The sequence below is a fragment of the Cytobacillus oceanisediminis 2691 genome (genome assembly GCF_000294775.2).
Classification (GTDB): domain Bacteria; phylum Bacillota; class Bacilli; order Bacillales; family Cytobacillaceae; genus Cytobacillus; species Cytobacillus pseudoceanisediminis.
Genome location: NZ_CP015506.1, coordinates 4,315,281 through 4,332,176 on the forward strand (window position 1 = coordinate 4,315,281; position 16,896 = coordinate 4,332,176).

Below are 16,896 nucleotides of genomic sequence, written 5' to 3' on the forward strand. Positions count from 1 at the left end.
CGCCTTCCGCAACTATTAATTATTCTCCTTTTAGCTCTTTAATGCGAGCTTCTACAGCAGCTCTCTTCTCGCTGTAGTCTTGTTCTTTTGCTTTCTCTTCTTCAATTACCTTTTCAGGCGCTTTTTTAATAAAGCCTTCGTTTGAAAGTTTCTTCTGGACTCTTTCAACTTCTTTATTTAATTTATCCCACTCTTTCTGAAGGCGGGCAACTTCTTCTTCAATGTTAATCAGGCCTTCAAGCGGAAGGATGATTTCTGCACCAGTCACAACTGCTGTCATCGCCTTATCAGGCGTCTCAACATTCAGAGCCAGCACTAGTTCTTCTGGGTTACAGAATCGTTCAATATAGGCACGGTTATTTTCCAGTGTGCCCAGAATTTCCTCATCCTTAGCTTTTACCATCATTTTAATCTTCTTGCTCATAGGCGTGTTTACTTCAGCACGGCTGTTGCGGACAGAGCGAATAATTTCTACAAGCAGCTTCATTTCATTTGCAGCCTGGTTATCAGTGTATTCATTGTTAACTGCCGGCCATTGTGCAGCCGTAATGGATTCACCTGAATGAGGAAGGTTCTGCCAAATTTCTTCCGTGATAAATGGCATAAATGGATGCAGCAGACGCATTGTATTGTCCAGAACATATGCCAGGATGGAACGGGTGGTTTTCTTGGCAGCTTCATCTTCTCCGTACAGCGGAAGCTTTGCCATTTCGATATACCAATCACAGAAGTCATCCCAAATGAAGTTATACAGCACTCGGCCAACCTCGCCAAACTCATAGCGGTCAGATAATCTTGTAACCGTCTCAATAGTTTCATTCAAACGGGTTAATATCCATTTATCAGCAACAGACTTTTCACCGCTTAAATCAATTTCTTCATATGTTAATCCATCCATGTTCATTAATGCAAATCGGGATGCATTCCAGATTTTATTGGCAAAGTTCCATGTTGCCTCAACCTTTTCCATACTGAAGCGCAGATCCTGTCCCGGCGAGCTTCCTGTTGAAAGGAAATAGCGGAGTGAATCAGCACCATACTGATCAATTACATCCATTGGATCAACGCCATTTCCAAGGGACTTACTCATCTTGCGTCCCTGTGAGTCACGAACAAGACCATGAATTAATACATCCTGGAATGGACGCTCCCCTGTAAATTCGAGACCTTGGAAGATCATTCGTGATACCCAGAAGAAAATGATGTCATAGCCAGTCACCAAAGCAGCAGTCGGATAGTATCTCTTGAAATCGCTTGAGTCTGTATCCGGCCAGCCCATTGTTGAAAATGGCCATAGAGCTGAACTGAACCAGGTATCCAAAACATCTTTGTCCTGTTCCCAGTTTTCAATATCTTCTGGTGCTTCGTGCCCTACGAAAACCTCACCTGTCTCTTTGTGGTACCAGGCCGGGATCCGATGCCCCCACCAAAGCTGGCGTGAAATACACCAGTCACGAATATTTTCCATCCAGCGCAAATACGTTTTTTCAAATCGCTCTGGAACAAAGTTTACTTTTTCCTCTTTAGTTTGAAGAGCGATGGCTTCATCAGCAAGAGGCTGCATCTTTACAAACCATTGTGTTGAAAGGTAAGGTTCAACAACTGCGCCGCTGCGCTCTGAATGGCCCACAGAATGCATATGCTCTTCAATTTTGAAAAGCACTCCTTCGTCCTGAAGATCCTTCACGATCTGCTTGCGGCATTCAAAGCGGTCCATACCTTGGTATTTACCGGCTCGGCTGTTCATTGTGCCGTCTTCATTCATTACAAGAATTCTTTCAAGATTGTGGCGGTTTCCTATTTCAAAATCATTTGGGTCATGAGCCGGCGTAATTTTTACTGCGCCGGATCCGAAATCCATTTCTACATAATCATCTGCAACAATCGGAATTTCGCGTCCTGTGATCGGCAGTTTAACCGTTTTGCCGATTAAATGCTTATAGCGGTCATCTTCCGGATGTACTGCTACAGCTGTATCGCCAAGCATCGTTTCAGGGCGTGTAGTGGCAATTTCGATATGTCCTGAACCATCCGTTAAAGGATATCTCATATGGTAGAAGGCACCCTGAACATCCTTATAAATAACTTCGATATCAGAAAGAGCCGTTTTTGTAGACGGATCCCAGTTAATAATATACTCGCCGCGATAAATCAATCCTTTATTATAAAGTGAAACGAAAACTTCTCTTACAGCTTTTGAAAGGCCTTCATCCAGTGTAAAACGTTCGCGGCTGTAATCAAGTCCCAATCCAAGCTTTGACCATTGCTGGCGGATATGGCTGGCATACTCCTCTTTCCACTTCCATGTTTCTTCTACAAATTTTTCACGGCCTAAATCATAGCGGCTTTTGCCGTCATTGCGAAGCTTTTCTTCAACCTTTGCCTGAGTGGCGATGCCCGCATGGTCCATTCCTGGAAGCCATAGAACATCGTATCCCTGCATTCGCTTCATTCGAGTAAGGATATCCTGAAGAGTTGTATCCCATGCATGACCGAGATGAAGCTTTCCTGTTACATTCGGAGGCGGAATCACAATTGTATATGGCTGCTTTGTTTCATCGTCTTTTGCTTCAAAGAATTTACCTTCCAGCCACCAGTCATATCGTCCTTTTTCAATCGCCTGCGGATCATATTTCGTCGGCATTGATAATTCATTATTATCCATGTGTCATTCTTCCTTTCTGAAAGCAATCCAAAAAAATAAAAAACTCCATTCGCCATAAAAGGACGAATGGAGTTTGCTTCGCGGTACCACCTTTTTTTCAATCACTAAAGAAAATCAGGGAAAGACATTCTTATAGAGATTGACACTTAAACAGATAACGGATTTCCCGTCTTTTACTACTTGGCTGCAGCCTTTCGCAAAAGATGCTCTAGGGCGACCTTCCAACAGTTTTGCCTGGATAACCTTTCAGCTGCTGGTTTTCCTCTCTAAAAGGCAAATCGCCATTGTACTCTTCCCTGTCTTAGCATCGATATACAATTTTATATATAAAATATACTACCGAAAAAAGACTGTTATAGTCAATAAGGATACCCGAGTTTTTTATATATTATTCATTATTTCTACCGAAGTGATGATGATTTTGCCCGAAAAAGACTTCTTTAGGGGAGTTTTAAAATACTGTTATACAGGAAAGAAACGAAAATAGGCACTTTACCGAAAAATGAATCATAGAATATACATATGAACATTCGGGAAAGGGGCATGCGACAATGAGAAGAAAATATAATCCTTACACACTGCCTCCCTGGTTAAGAACTTTCAGGAATGTATGTGCACAGTTCATAATCCCGTTCTGTGTTTTTCAAGGCATAAGAACAATTTTGCTGCCTACCACCTTTGATGTACTGCTGCTATCGCTGTTCATTCTGATTGCTATTGCTTTCCATCTTCAATTGGTTTAGGAGCCCGCATCTTTTAGCTTTGGGCTCCTTCTTGTGCTTGAGCTTCGGCAGCTGCTTTTGCTTCTTGTTTTTGCCTCTCGATCTCATCGATTCTCATTACAGCATATTCAATATTTTTCAAGAGCCAATACTGCCTTTGCAAATGCTGGACAGCCTTTCTTTCTCCCCTTTTACTCTCCCCTTTATAATATTGTTCGGCCGCCCTGATAATAGGACCCGGATGAGCAAAGTAGCTTTGAAACAGCAGCATCTCATCGTCTCTGAATGGAAAGTATTTCATATAGGTGTAAATCCACTCTACACATTCTTCTGATCTTTTTGGATAAGTTTTCAGTGTCCTTGATAAAAACGGCAATATATCATGGAGCGGCGACCCCTGTCTTGCATTTTCGAAATTCGTGAAGTACCCATATCCCCTATCATCGTAAAGAAAATGCTCGGTTGAAACTTTCCCATGGACGATTACCGTTCGTGCTTTGTCGCTTTCTTTTGTTTTTTCATACCAATCTTTAAATTTGTTTGTGGAGAATTTTAGTCCCTGGCTGACGTCGTGATAATATAGGGAAAACATTAGCTCAAAAGGAGACATATACTCTTTTCTTTCACAGGCTTCGATAAATCCCTCCAAGAACTCCTTTTCTTTCTCCCATTCCTGCAAAGTTTTTTCATAATGTTCGGTTCTGTCTTCCTTGTTTATAGGAACTTCCCTCGAGGACAATGTATGCAGTCTTGCCAATTCCCTCAGCATCTGCTGATGCCTCTCAAATCTATCCTCTTTTTCTTCATTAGGCATCCATGGCATTAAATAATATAATTCATTCTGATGGAGCACCCCATATCTTCCATCCACCGTCGGGTAAATAGGGACAATTCTGTTATAGCCTTTTTGAAAGAGGGTTTGTACATGCCTTATAAAATCTGCTCCATGCTGAGGCTTTATTTTCTTCAAGGCAAATACACCTTTGCTGCTGTATACCTTCTGAACTCTCCCAAACTCCTCTACAAAATGCGGCTCTATTGAATAATGATTTAAAATAGGGGAGACTTTCCGCAGCCGATTTTTTTCTTCCACCTTAACCACTCACTTTCCAGAATGAGAAAAAATGATGTTATTCTAAAATATATTGGTTAAACGAAAATAGCTGAGCGGGTTATTAATACCTGCTCAGCCTTTTAACCATTTAATGGGCTACCGCAACAGGAATGTACAGCACTTGCCCTTCATAAATATCCTGATTGATTTCAAGGTTATTCACCCGTAATAGCTGCTGGGCTGGTATATCATACCTTTCAGCAATGGCATCAATTGTGTCGCCGTTCTGCACAATGCAAACCTTGAGCTTAACATGTTCCTCTGTCTCTTCCTTCCGGGCAAAGAACTCTGTTAACGACATGCTTTTCTTCTTGGAGAGTTTCTTCTTCTTAGCCTCCTGTTCTGAAGAGGATGAGGATTCCTCTGTTTCCTCATGGGTTTCCTGTGCAGCCGCTTGAACAGGCTTCTTTTCAAAGGAAGGACTATCTGATTCGGATGCTTCCGTCATTTGATAGATTTCCTGTGCGGTTGGCGGTGCTTCCTCCTCATTGCGCTGAGAAGAAAAAGATATTTCCGGTGCAGTTTTCGGAGTCTGTTCTTCTTCTTCTGGCTGCTCTTGTTTTAATTCGAGCGCCGCCGGCACTGAAGGTCTAATGACGGCCTGCTCTTCCACTTCAGGCTGCTTTCTTGCTTCTGCCTCAAATGGAATAAAAACCTCATCGGTTTCTGACTGCTCTTCCTGCGGATCCTCTTCCCGTACATCTTCCTCGGCGCTCGAGTATACCTGTTCCTCTCTTTCTTCCTCTCTTTCTTCCTCTTCCTCTAGGTCCTGTTCTTCTTGCTGATATGACGGCCATTCCTGCTGTATAATTTCTTCTTCCTCTGTCTCCTCTGCCACCTCAGAAGATCTGTACTGAATCTCTAATTCTTCCGTTTCAGTTTCAGCTTCCGCTTCTTCCTCCCATTCTTGAACAGGAATATGCTGCTGATCACCATATAATCCGGTAATGGTTAAATTAGCTGTCAATTTCATACAGCTTCTTTCCGGCAGAACATAATCGAAGGACTCTACCGCAACATCAATATCGTAGATGCTTTGGATTCTATTATTCGGAATGGTTATATCGACAGGAAAATAGTGTTTGAATTCACAAACTCCTTCTCCTCTTTCTTCAACTGTCTGAACGAATTTGGTGACTGCCAAACCCTCTTGATCTTCCTCGGATGCTTCTTCATCGCTGCGTCTATACTCACCTGCCAGTTCAAGTGCTCCCTGGATTGTTACATATTGATCGCTTTCCTGAATTGTTATATTGGGGTCTAACGAGATGGTAATCAGGTCCGATACTTCCTGTCCTTTTTGAAACCATACTGATTCTTCTAAAGAAAATCGTAAGCACGATGGATTCCCCTGAGACAAAGCGACTCCTCCCTTCGAATCTTTACGTTTAATCACTATGTCATTAACAATCCTATGAAGGATTAGGATACTTTATGATTAGAAAAATAGCGCTCTAAGGGAATCTTAGATTAATTTAGAAAAAGTTCCTTAGATAAGACTTTTTTAGCGGCTGTTTGCTATGAGTGTTGATTTCCGCTGCAGGCACTCAAGCTTTCCTGCGGGGCTGCCGGGAGCCTCCTCGGCGCTATGCGTCTGTGGGGTCTCCCTGTACGCTACTCCCGCAGGACAATAAATAAGCTTCCTTGAATCAACACCGCACGAATAAAATGCGGATACATTTTCGCGGGATTAGCGCCTTCCACTCCAATCAACACCGTGCAAAATAAAAATTTTGCATTTTCACAGTCTATTGAATCCAGCCACAGGAAAGGGGTTTCTCCCAAACGATGGATAAAAGCTCTAATAACTATATTTCCAAGGGCATAAAAAAACACCCATCAATCGATGAGTGTCAGGTCTTGCTTATTTTAATTTTGAAAATGCCTTTTCCGCTGCCTGGATAGTCTTTTCAATATCTTCATCAGTGTGTGCAGTTGAGAGGAAGAGTCCTTCGAATTGGGATGGCGGCAGGAAGACTCCCTGGTTTGCCATTTCCCTGTAGTATTCTGCAAAGAACTCCAGATTGGATGTTTTGGCTTTTTCATAGTTAATAACATCTTCATTTGTAAAGAATATACCGATCATTGAACCTGCACGGTTAATGGTGTGCGGGATATCATATTTTTCTGCAGCTGCTTTAAGCCCTTCTTCCAGTCTGTCTGCTTTTCTTTCGAATTCTTTGTAGGAATGTGGAGTCAGCTGGCTTAATGTCTCGTAACCTGCTGTCATGGCAAGAGGGTTTCCGGATAGTGTTCCTGCCTGGTAAATTGGACCGCTTGGTGCAATCTGCTTCATAATTTCCGCTTTTCCGCCATATGCACCGACTGGGAGCCCACCGCCAATAACTTTTCCAAGACATGTAATATCCGGTGTCACTCCAAAGTAACCCTGCGCACAATTATAGCCGACGCGGAAACCAGTCATTACTTCATCAAAAATAAGCAGAGAGCCGTTTTGTTCTGTAATTTCTCTTAAGCCTTCAAGGAAACCTGGCTGAGGAGGAACGACACCCATATTTCCAGCTACCGGTTCCACAATCACACCTGCGATATCGTCTCCGAATTGCTCAAAGGCATATCTTACGCTTTCAAGGTCATTGTAAGGAACGGTAATTGTATTTTTGGCAACTCCTTCAGGAACCCCCGGACTGTCAGGCAGCCCCAGAGTTGCTACACCAGAACCAGCTTTAATTAAAAGGGAATCGCCGTGGCCATGATAGCAGCCTTCAAATTTCATGATTTTATTTCGGCCGGTATATCCTCGAGCAAGCCTCAGGGCACTCATAGTAGCTTCTGTTCCGGAAGAAACCATTCGCACTACTTCAATGGAAGGCACACGTTCAATGACCAGCTTGGCAAGATCGTTCTCGATTTCGGTAGGAGCGCCAAAGCTTGTCCCCATTTCAGCTACTTTCTTAATACCCTCGACCACACGTTCATTAGTATGTCCCAGGATTAATGGGCCCCAGGACAAAACATAATCGATATATTCATTTCCATCGATATCGTAGATTTTAGAGCCTCGTCCGCGTTCCATAAAAATGGGGTCCATATTAACTGATTTAAATGCACGTACAGGAGAGTTTACTCCCCCAGGCATCAATTCGCTTGCCTCTTTAAAAGCCTTGTTAGATTTTTCGTAAGAGCGCATGTCATCCCTCTTTTCGTTTAATAAGAAGTTTTCAATTACTAAGACTTACTAAGACATCATATTATTAGTCCTGTTCCTTAATCCACCTTGCCGCATCTTTCGCATGGTAAGTAATAATTAAATCACTTCCTGCACGCTTCATGCCTGTGAGCATTTCCATGACGATTTTCTGTTCATCGATCCAGCCGTTCTGTGCAGCAGCTTTAACCATTGAATATTCACCGCTCACATTATAAATCACAATCGGCAGGTTGATGTTGTTTTTCACATCCCGAACAATATCCAGATAAGGCATTCCCGGTTTAACAATCAGGAAGTCTGCCCCTTCCATTAAGTCAGATTCTGCTTCTCGCATGGCTTCCATGCGGTTGGAAGGATCCATCTGATATGCTTTTCGGTCGCCAAATTGCGGCGTGCTGTCAGCTGCATCACGGAAAGGACCATAGAATGCAGATGCATATTTAACCGCATAAGACATAACCGGGATATCTTCAAATCCGGCTTCATCAAGACCTGCCCGGATAGCTGCTGTAAATCCATCCATCATATTTGACGGGGCAATTATGTCTGCTCCTGCTTTAGCCTGGCTGACAGCTGTCTGCACAAGCAGTTCAAGGGATGCATCGTTCAGCACTTCTCCATTTTCAATTAATCCGCAATGGCCATGATCGGTATACTCGCAAAGGCATGTATCAGCAATTACGATAATTTCCGGATATTTAGCTTTTATAAATCTTGTAGCTTCCTGCACGATCCCATGATCATGATAAGCCTGCTCCCCGCATGCATCTTTCTCTTTAGGTATTCCAAATAAGAGCACCGATTTTATTCCAAGAGAAACAACTTCATTCATTTCCTCTTCGAGGTGATCAAGCGACAAATTGTATATTCCCGGCATCGAAGGGATTTCTCTTTTAATATCGTCTCCTTCTGCCACGAAAATTGGATAAATTAAATCCTCTGTACGCAAGAAGTTCTCACGGATAAGCGCTCTCATATTCGGACTTTTGCGAAGGCGTCTATGTCTATTAAATTGAAGATCCATTAATTTTCCCTCCTGATTTCTGCCAAGTAGCTAATAATGCTCTTAAGCATGTTATGTACTGTATATTCTTCAGGAACCGCATGAACCTGCAGCCCATAAGCCTTTGCGCGTTCTCTAGTCACAGGCCCGATGCAGCCCACCACACTGTCTTTAACAGCATTCTCATATCCAAGCTCCTTTAAAGCCCCTATAAAATGATCTACTGTGGAAGGGCTGGTAAAAGCAAGAATATCTAACCCTTTTCCTGAAAGCTGTTTTTTTAACAGACCGATGCTTTCACGTGGAAAAGTTGTCTCATAAACAATGATTTCATCAACGTCTGCACCATTTTCCGAAAGGGAGGCTGCGATATAGTCACGCGCCAGATTCCCTTTGGGGATTAATACTTTCATCCCTTCTTCTACTAATGGCAAAAAATCCTCAACAAACCCTTCAGCAACATAATCCTGAGGCATAAATTGCACTTTTAATCCCTTATCCATAAGCAATTTCTTAGTCTTCTCTCCGATAACCGCTATGTTAGGGAAAGGCCCGCCCTGACTCAGATTTTCAAAAAAAGCGTCCACAGCTGTCGCGCTTGTGAAAATCACCCAATCATAAGTTTGAATCCGCTTATGTGTTTTATATAAAGTTTCCTTATCCTGCAATGGCTCGAAAGCAATCAAGGGGATCTCAACAGGTATCCCCCCATAGCTTTGGATAAGAGCCGAAAAGGAGTGAGCCTGTTTTTTCCCTCTTGGCACTAAAACAGTCATGCCTTCTAAAGGGGAAGTCTGTTTCATTGCCCGTCAAGCTCCTCTTTCACTCTGTCAATCAGCTCTTTGGCCCCTTGTTCGGTTAGCATGTCAGCCATCTTAACACCAAGTTCTTCCGGATCAGAACCTGTTAGGGTCTCCTTATAAATCACTTTTCCATCAGGGGAACCTACAAGTCCGGTTAACTCCATTTCACCCGTTTCATTAATTGTGGCAAACCCTGCAATCGGAACCTGGCAGCCGCCTTCCATTTTATGAAGGAACGCACGCTCTGCACGTACAGTCTGATTCGTCTCAGAGCATGTAAATTTATCCAGCAATGCACGAAGCTCCTTATCACTTTCACGGCACTCAATGGATAGTGCCCCCTGGCCAACAGCCGGCACACAAACTTCCGGCTCCAGGAATTCTGTAACAACATCAGCCGCCCAGCCCATTCGGGAGAGACCTGCTGCTGCAAGAATAATCGCATCATATTCTTCCGTTTCCAGTTTAGATAATCTGGTATCAATGTTTCCTCTGATCCACTTAATCTCCAGATCCGGACGCTGTGCCAGCAATTGTGCCCCTCTGCGCAGGCTGCTTGTTCCTACAATAGATCCTTCCCTTAAGTCATTCAGTTTTATATGCCCTTTTGAGATAAGGGCATCCCGATGGTCTTCTCTTTCAGGAATGCTGCCAATTGTCAGCCCTGCCGGAAGAACAGCGGGCATATCCTTCATGCTATGTACAGCCATATCTATTTCTTCATCAAGCATGGCCTGCTCTATTTCCTTTACGAACAACCCTTTTCCTCCGACCTTTGAAAGGGTAACATCAAGAATTTTATCACCCTTAGTGACAATTTCCTTCACCTCGAACTCAAAGGATGGATCAATGCTTTTCAATTGGCTGATCACCCAATTTGTCTGAGTTAGTGCCAGCTTGCTTCGTCTTGAACCTACGATAATTTTTCTCATGACTGCCTCCTGCAAATATGTCTAGCTATGGCTCCTGCTGAACAGTCGCCTCCGCTTTTCTTTACTATGTCCAGCTGCGGCTCCTAGCCCCTCGAGGTCATAAGCTGGTCTGCTCTGCGGCAAACTGCGCCGCGCCACAGCCCATCTTATGCTTGTCGGGGCTGAACAGTCGCCTCCGCTTTTCTTTGCTATGTCCAGCTGCGGCTCCTAGCCCCTCGAGGTCATAAGCTGGTCTGCTCTGCGGCAAACTGCGCCGCGCCACAGCCCATCTTATGCTTGTCGGGGCTGAACAGTCGCCTCCGCTTTTCTTTGCTATGTCCAGCTGCGGCTCCTAGCCCCTCGAGGTCATAAGCTGGTCTGCTCTGCGGCAAACTGCGCCGCGCCACAGCCCATCTTATGCTTGTCGGGGCTGAACAGTCGCCTCCGCTTTTCTTTGCTATGTCCAGCTGCGGCTCCTAGCCCCTCGAGGTCATAAGCTGGTCTGCTCTGCGGCAAACTGCGCCGCGCCACAGCCCATCTTATGCTTGTCGGGGCTGAACAGTCGCCTCCGCTTTTCTATGAATACCAAAAATGGAAAGATGAAAGTTTACCAAATAAAAAGAAGTTGATTAATACAATTAAAAATGATGCCAAATTCCAGAGGGCTAAAGATTTTCCATATAGGCCCTTTCCAACTTTCATATAGAGATAAATACTATATAAAGCAAGGACAATGAAAGAACCGATCACCTTTGAGTCATACCAGACCATATGGGGCAATTTAATGTAGGCCCACTGAATACCTAAAATTAAACTTATCATCAGCATAGGTACACCGATTACATTTAATACATACGACATATGTTCAAGCTTTGACAAATCTGTTATCCGGAGCAGCCTCGTTCCCCATTTTTTCCTTTTCAGCAAATCGTATTGAATCAGATAAAGCAATGAAAAAACGAAGGATAGCGAGAACGCTCCATATGAAAGGATTGCAACCGTTATATGAATCAGCAGAAGTTCTGATATGAGCTGCTGTGCTTTGACAGCCGAATCAATCTGCACAGGTGCGAATGTATGGATCGCCATTATGATAAAGCCGAGAACATTTGTAAAAAAGACGATAAAATCGACTCTGAGCAGCCTGTTAATTCCCAAAGAAAGAGTGATAAGCACCCAGGCATAAAAGTATAGGCCCTCAAAAATGGTCAATACAGGAAACCTTCCTGTATTAATCATATAAAGTATCAGGAACACCGTTTGAAGCACCCATACAAATGCAAGTAACCAGAAGGCAATCCTATTCGCCTTCCGGTTATGATGAAGAAAATCAATAAAATATAATAAGACACATAGGGCATACAGAACCACCGTTAATTCGTGCAGCCGTGTCATATAGATGTCAGACATGGACAGGACCCCTTTTATGATTGAAAGGAAGTCTGCGGTGATTGAGCGAATGCGTGCTTTGGTTTGGCTGCTGCGGGCACGTTCTGCTGATCTGAAACAAGTTCTTCTATATTAAAGATTTTTACAAATAAGTCTAATGCCTGTTCCGAATCTTTCTGTCCAGCCATTTCTTTAGCTTGTAAAATAGGATCTTTTAATAGCTGATTGATGATGCTCTTTGTATGCTTGTTCAGCACTTTTTTATCACGATCACTCAAATGCGGCAGCTTTCTTTCAATGCTTGTCATGGTTTCACTCTGTATAGCCAGTGCTTTCTCACGCAAAGCGGAAATTACCGGAACAACACCAAGCAAGTTCAGCCATTGCTTGAATTCAACAATATCCCCTTCAATCATAAGCTGAATCTTCTCGGCTGCCTTTTTACGCTCCTGAAGGTTTGCTTCAACAATGCCTTCAAGATCATCAATATCATATAGGAAAACGCTGTCCAGATCAGCCAGTTTCGGATCCAGATCTCTTGGGACAGCAATATCCACCATAAATAGAGGCTTGCCTTTGCGCATTTTTTCTGCGTAAGCCATCATTTCCTTCGTGACAACAAACTCTTTTGCCCCAGTAGAACTAATTAAAATATCTGCTTCAACAAGGGCACATTGAAGCTCATGCAATGTTTTTGCCTGGCCCGCATAGCGGCTTGCGAGATCCTGCGCTTTTTCGAATGTACGGTTAATAACTGTTACTTTACTGGCTCCGTTGGCATGAAGGTTTTGGATTGCCAGCTCCCCCATTTTACCGGCTCCTAAAATAAGAACATGTTTATTTTGGAGGGATCCGAAAATCTTCTTAGCCAGTTCCACTGCTGCATAACTGACAGAAACTGCATTTGCCCCTATCTCCGTTTCAGAGTGTGCCCGCTTAGCGAGCGTTACTGCCTGCTTAAACAAGTGGTTAAAAACTGTTCCGGTTGTATTTTCTGATTGAGCCTCCAGAAAACTTGTCCTTACCTGTCCTAAAATCTGTGTTTCGCCAAGGATCATGGAGTTAAGGCCGCATGCTACCTTGAATAGATGCTCAATGGCCCCATCCTCTTCATAAATAAATAGGAATGGAGAAAATTCACTCTGATCCATTTTGAAATGTTCTGCCAAAAATTCCTTTATATAATAGCGGCCAGTATGAAGCTGGTCCACAACTGCATAAATTTCGGTCCGATTGCATGTAGACAGAATGACATTCTCTAAAATGCTTTTTTTGTCATTTAATGTCTTCATTGCCTCGCCCAATTGTGAAGGATTAAAGGTTAGACGTTCACGGATTTCAACAGGGGCAGTTTTATAGTTTAGACCGACGACCAAGATATGCATTGAAATTGACACCCCCAGAATTATTGCCTTGTTCATTAATATTAATTATATCATTTCTATTTTTTCAATTAATGCTTAAATGTGAACAGATATTGAACACATATGGTACTATATTTTTTAAACAGGAGCCTGGTCATAGGTATCCTTAAATAGACAAATACTCCCTTATGTACAGTAACAAAAAAACTTGCCGGATTCAAGTATACCTTATTGGAAGTGGTGTTTTTTATGAAAAATCAGCGTGTTTTTCCAGGAATTATTTTACTCGGATTTGGAGCCTACTTTTTCCTTCAGCAGAGCGGATTTACTGCCTTACAGCCGTTCTATTCCTGGCCGACCCTTCTCATTATCGTCGGAGCAGCCTTTTTAATTCAGGGATATGGAGCAAGGGATTATGATTCCATATTGCCAGGTGTCATTTTAACAGGATTTGGCCTTCACTTTCATGTGGTGAACCGCCTGGAAATTTGGCCGGATCATATCGGAACATTTATTCTGATAATTGCTCTCGGCTTCCTCCTTCGTCATCAGAAAACAGGGGCAGGATTGTTCCAGGGCATCTTATTTTTAATTCTTGCCGCATTGCTTCTTTTTTATGACAGGGTTGCAGAGTGGATGGGGCTCCTGGAAAATGGTGTTTCTGATGTTTGGCAGCTATGGCCAATTCTTTTAATGCTAATTGGATTATATTTTTTATTAGTGAAGAAAAAGTAAAAGCGTAAGCATCTTCGGAGCAAGCCAAAAGCGCCTGTTCCTGCGAAGAACATCCAAGGAAGCTTTCCCTTACTGCTCACCCCCTGCAAGCACAAGACGAGACTCACGGAAAGGCATTCTTTGCCTTTTGGGGAGGATTGCTTGAAATGTGGAGGCGACTGCCCAGGGACGACAGGCATAAGACGGTTCCTGTAAGAAGGCGTTTTTCCTGCCGGAAGGAAACGGCTTATGACCCCGAGTTCCTAGGAGCCGCAACTAGACAAACCGAAAATGTGAAGGCAACTGCACAGGGATGACAAGCATAAGACGAGCCCTGCCGGAAGTGTTCTTTCCGTCTGGAAAGGTTTGGCTAGTCTTTCGTCCCTGGGAGCCGCAACTAGACAGGCTTGTGACCTCGAGGGGGCAGGCGCTGGGGCAAAAAAATAAAGACAGGGATAGTAAACTTTTCCCTGTCTTTTTATATTCAAACTGGTTAGAGTACTGAATCGAGAAAATTTTTGGTTCTTTGTTCTTTTGGATTGTTAAACAAATCCTCCGGATGCCCCACTTCTACAATTCTACCGTCATGCATATAGACAGCCCAGTCTGCTACTTCTCTTGCAAAGCCCATTTCATGGGTGACAACGACCATTGTCATCCCTTCAAGGGCGAGCTCTTTCATTGTGGAAAGCACTTCCCCTACAAGCTCCGGATCAAGTGCCGATGTCGGCTCATCAAAAAGCATGATATCGGGTTTCATTGCCAGCGCTCTTGCAATGGCTACACGCTGTTTTTGTCCGCCCGAAAGTTTTGATGGATATACATTCTCCTTGTCAGAAAGCCCTACTTTTTTTAATAGGTCCTGGGCATCTTTTTTTACTTGATCCTTTGGAAGCTTTTTCACATGTAATGGTGCTTCCATCACATTTTCGAGAACAGTCATATGAGGAAATAAATGGAAATGCTGAAAAACCATTCCTACTTTTTCTCTTACTTTATTTAAATCATGTGTTTCTTTTTCAACCTTTTCGCCCTCAAAAATGATATTGCCGCTGTCCTTTAATTCTAGAAAGTTCAAGCAGCGGAGAAGTGTGCTTTTACCGGACCCGCTTGCACCGATCAGGCAAACAACATCACTTTCTTTTACTGTTATGTCAATGTCCTTTAGTACGTGCAGATCCCCGAATGATTTGTTCAATTTTTCCACCTTAATCATATACGATTCACTCATGCCTTCATTCCCCCTTAATCACTGCTTGCCATTCTTTTCTCAATCATATTTACAAGGATAGAGAAAATAAGTACAAGTACTAAATAGTAAACAGCTACGATCAGCAGATAACTCATGTAGTCATATTCATTGGAACCGTAAGTCGTGGCCACATTAAAGAGCTCGTACATGCCGATAAAGGAAGCAAGTGATGAATCCTTCAAAGCAATGATAAATTGATTGCCAAGAGGCGGCATAGCCCGGCGGAAAGCCTGAGGCAGAATGATCCTTCTCATTGCAAGGCCAGCAGTCATACCCAGCGAACGCCCTGCTTCCATTTGTCCTTTGTCGATGGATTGAATGGAGCCCCTGAAAATTTCGGCTATATAGGCACCATTGTGAAAAGCAAGTCCAAGGACAACTGACCAAAACTGTGAAATATCCAATGCTGTCAAACCGAAATAGAAGATGAAAATCTGAACAACAAGCGGCGTTCCCCTTACAAGGAAAATATAGATGTCCGCAATCCATTCCAGAACTTTAATTCTCGAAATCTTTAAAAAGGCAAAAAACAATCCTATAAAAATAGCAATAAACACCGCTACAATGGTTAATTGAAAGGTTAAGAGCATTCCCTTTAAAAATACGGGATATGTATCCATAAACTTTGTAAGCAAATCCACAAAAATCCCCCTTCAGTTGGCTATTTTAGTTTGTGTAAAAAACAAAACAGGCGAATGTTTGACACACATCCGCCCGCAATGTTATTCCTTCTCAGGATCAACTGTTATATCTTCACCGATATATTTTTTGCTGATTTCTGTGAGTGTTCCATTCTCTCGAAGTGTTTCAAGAGCTTCATTCACTTTTTCGAGCAGCTCTTTATTATCCTTTGCAACAGCAATTGCCTGCTCACTGCGGCCCAGCAGCTCTTTGCCTTCGATTTTCATTCCGGCGCCAATCGCTTCTTTACCTGTTACAAAGTCTGTGATGACCGCATCATGTTTTCCCTTGCTCAAGGCCTCCAGGGCCACAACATCACTATCATAGAACTGGATATTATCTGTAGCCTCCTCTGCATTTGAAGTATATGTAGAACCCTTCGATACTGCTATTTCCATGCCTTTGAGGTCAGCAAGCGTTTCAACGCTGCTGTCTGGACGCACATAAATTTGCGGGCCAGAATAGTAATATGGCGTCGAAAAATTGACTGCCTTCAAACGTTCTTCCGTAATGGTATGGCTGGCTACCGCTGCATCAAAACGGCCGGATTTCACACCTTCGACAATACCGCCAAACTTAAATTTATTCTGAACCGGCTCAAGCCCGAGTTCTTTTGATACAGCTTCGGCCACATCAATATCAAATCCGCTCATGCTTCCATCATCATTTGTATAACTAAAAGGTTTGAACTCTCCTGAAGCTGCATACGTAAATTTGTCATCGTTCACTAGATCCATTCCGCTTTTAGACGCTTCCTCTGATCCGCCGCATGCCGCCAGGACCAATACAAAAGCAGCTGCTATAATTCCTTTTAACCAATGTCTCACTAGTCTAAATTCCCCCTTCAGTATCTCTCTTTTATAAATGCCCTTTAACTCTATCATGATTTTAAAATATTCTCAAAATTCATATTTTATGATAATTAATGATATTACAGAATTTAAGCTGTTCTCATTAACTTACCCTCTTTGAACTCCAACATGACTCCTTATCCTCCAGTATTCTGCAGATTCCTCACCCTTCGACAAAAATATTATCCATATTATCCCATTCTTTCACCCTGCAAAATATCGCACTGAAAGCTTCTCTATGACGAAAGACCCAAA

15 protein-coding genes and 1 other annotated feature are annotated in these 16,896 nt (G+C 42.9%); of the genes, 2 read left to right on the forward strand and 13 right to left on the reverse strand.

Features of this window, described 5'->3' with window-relative positions:
- Positions 1-19: 19 nt before the first annotated feature.
- Entirely contained in the window at positions 20-2,665 is a 2,646-nt protein-coding gene (locus tag A361_RS21735) for a valine--tRNA ligase (RefSeq protein WP_019380296.1), read from the reverse strand.
- A gap of 55 nt (positions 2,666-2,720) precedes the next feature.
- Positions 2,721-2,977: a binding site (T-box leader), on the reverse strand.
- Between the two features lie 239 nt (positions 2,978-3,216).
- Here A361_RS21735 and A361_RS31005 point away from each other — a divergent pair.
- Entirely contained in the window at positions 3,217-3,408 is a 192-nt protein-coding gene (locus A361_RS31005; protein WP_019380294.1) for a hypothetical protein, read from the forward strand.
- Positions 3,409-3,421: 13 nt separating this feature from the next.
- Here the strand turns inward: A361_RS31005 and ysxE are convergent, their stop codons facing one another.
- The 9 genes from ysxE to hemA all read right to left on the reverse strand — a co-directional run bounded on the left by ysxE (position 3,422) and on the right by hemA (position 13,164).
- Entirely contained in the window at positions 3,422-4,480 is a 1,059-nt protein-coding gene (gene ysxE / locus A361_RS21750) for a spore coat protein YsxE (protein ID WP_009333146.1), read from the reverse strand.
- Between the two features lie 109 nt (positions 4,481-4,589).
- A complete protein-coding gene (spoVID, locus tag A361_RS21755) occupies positions 4,590-5,861 on the reverse strand; it encodes a stage VI sporulation protein D (protein ID WP_019380293.1) in 1,272 nt (423 codons plus the stop codon).
- A 254-nt stretch (positions 5,862-6,115) separates the two neighbouring features.
- Positions 6,116-6,286, reverse strand: a complete 171-nt coding sequence (locus A361_RS30320; protein ID WP_162272014.1) for a hypothetical protein — start codon at positions 6,284-6,286, stop codon at positions 6,116-6,118.
- A 79-nt stretch (positions 6,287-6,365) separates the two neighbouring features.
- Complete coding sequence (gene hemL, locus A361_RS21760) at positions 6,366-7,652, reverse strand: glutamate-1-semialdehyde 2,1-aminomutase (protein ID WP_009333149.1); 1,287 nt, start codon at positions 7,650-7,652, stop codon at positions 6,366-6,368.
- 64 nt (positions 7,653-7,716) lie between these two features.
- On the reverse strand, positions 7,717-8,697 hold the full coding sequence (hemB, locus tag A361_RS21765) for a porphobilinogen synthase (protein WP_009333151.1): 981 nt from the start codon (positions 8,695-8,697) through the stop codon (positions 7,717-7,719).
- Positions 8,697-9,479, reverse strand: coding sequence for a uroporphyrinogen-III synthase (locus A361_RS21770; RefSeq protein ID WP_019380292.1), 783 nt, complete (start codon positions 9,477-9,479; stop codon positions 8,697-8,699). Before A361_RS21770 ends, hemB begins: the two co-directional genes overlap by 1 nt.
- Positions 9,476-10,411, reverse strand: a complete 936-nt coding sequence (hemC, locus tag A361_RS21775; RefSeq protein WP_009333155.1) for a hydroxymethylbilane synthase — start codon at positions 10,409-10,411, stop codon at positions 9,476-9,478. The genes A361_RS21770 and hemC overlap by 4 nt, the downstream gene beginning before the upstream one ends.
- Before the next feature lie 555 nt (positions 10,412-10,966).
- Entirely contained in the window at positions 10,967-11,800 is an 834-nt protein-coding gene (locus A361_RS21780; RefSeq protein ID WP_009333156.1) for a cytochrome c biogenesis protein, read from the reverse strand.
- A 14-nt stretch (positions 11,801-11,814) separates the two neighbouring features.
- On the reverse strand, positions 11,815-13,164 hold the full coding sequence (hemA, locus tag A361_RS21785; protein ID WP_009333158.1) for a glutamyl-tRNA reductase: 1,350 nt from the start codon (positions 13,162-13,164) through the stop codon (positions 11,815-11,817).
- A 228-nt stretch (positions 13,165-13,392) separates the two neighbouring features.
- On the opposite strand from hemA, the gene A361_RS21790 reads away from it, so the two are divergent.
- Positions 13,393-13,878 carry a LiaI-LiaF-like domain-containing protein gene (locus A361_RS21790; protein ID WP_009333160.1) on the forward strand — a complete coding sequence of 162 codons (486 nt, stop codon included), beginning with the start codon at positions 13,393-13,395 and terminating at the stop codon, positions 13,876-13,878.
- 472 nt (positions 13,879-14,350) lie between these two features.
- Here A361_RS21790 and A361_RS21800 read toward each other — a convergent pair whose 3' ends face one another.
- The 3 genes from A361_RS21800 to A361_RS21810 form a co-directional block, all read right to left on the reverse strand.
- On the reverse strand, positions 14,351-15,088 hold the full coding sequence (locus tag A361_RS21800; protein WP_009333161.1) for an amino acid ABC transporter ATP-binding protein: 738 nt from the start codon (positions 15,086-15,088) through the stop codon (positions 14,351-14,353).
- 14 nt (positions 15,089-15,102) lie between these two features.
- Entirely contained in the window at positions 15,103-15,729 is a 627-nt protein-coding gene (locus A361_RS21805) for an amino acid ABC transporter permease (protein WP_175502145.1), read from the reverse strand.
- A 102-nt stretch (positions 15,730-15,831) separates the two neighbouring features.
- Positions 15,832-16,617, reverse strand: coding sequence for a transporter substrate-binding domain-containing protein (locus tag A361_RS21810; RefSeq protein WP_019383241.1), 786 nt, complete (start codon positions 16,615-16,617; stop codon positions 15,832-15,834).
- Positions 16,618-16,896 lie beyond the last annotated feature (279 nt).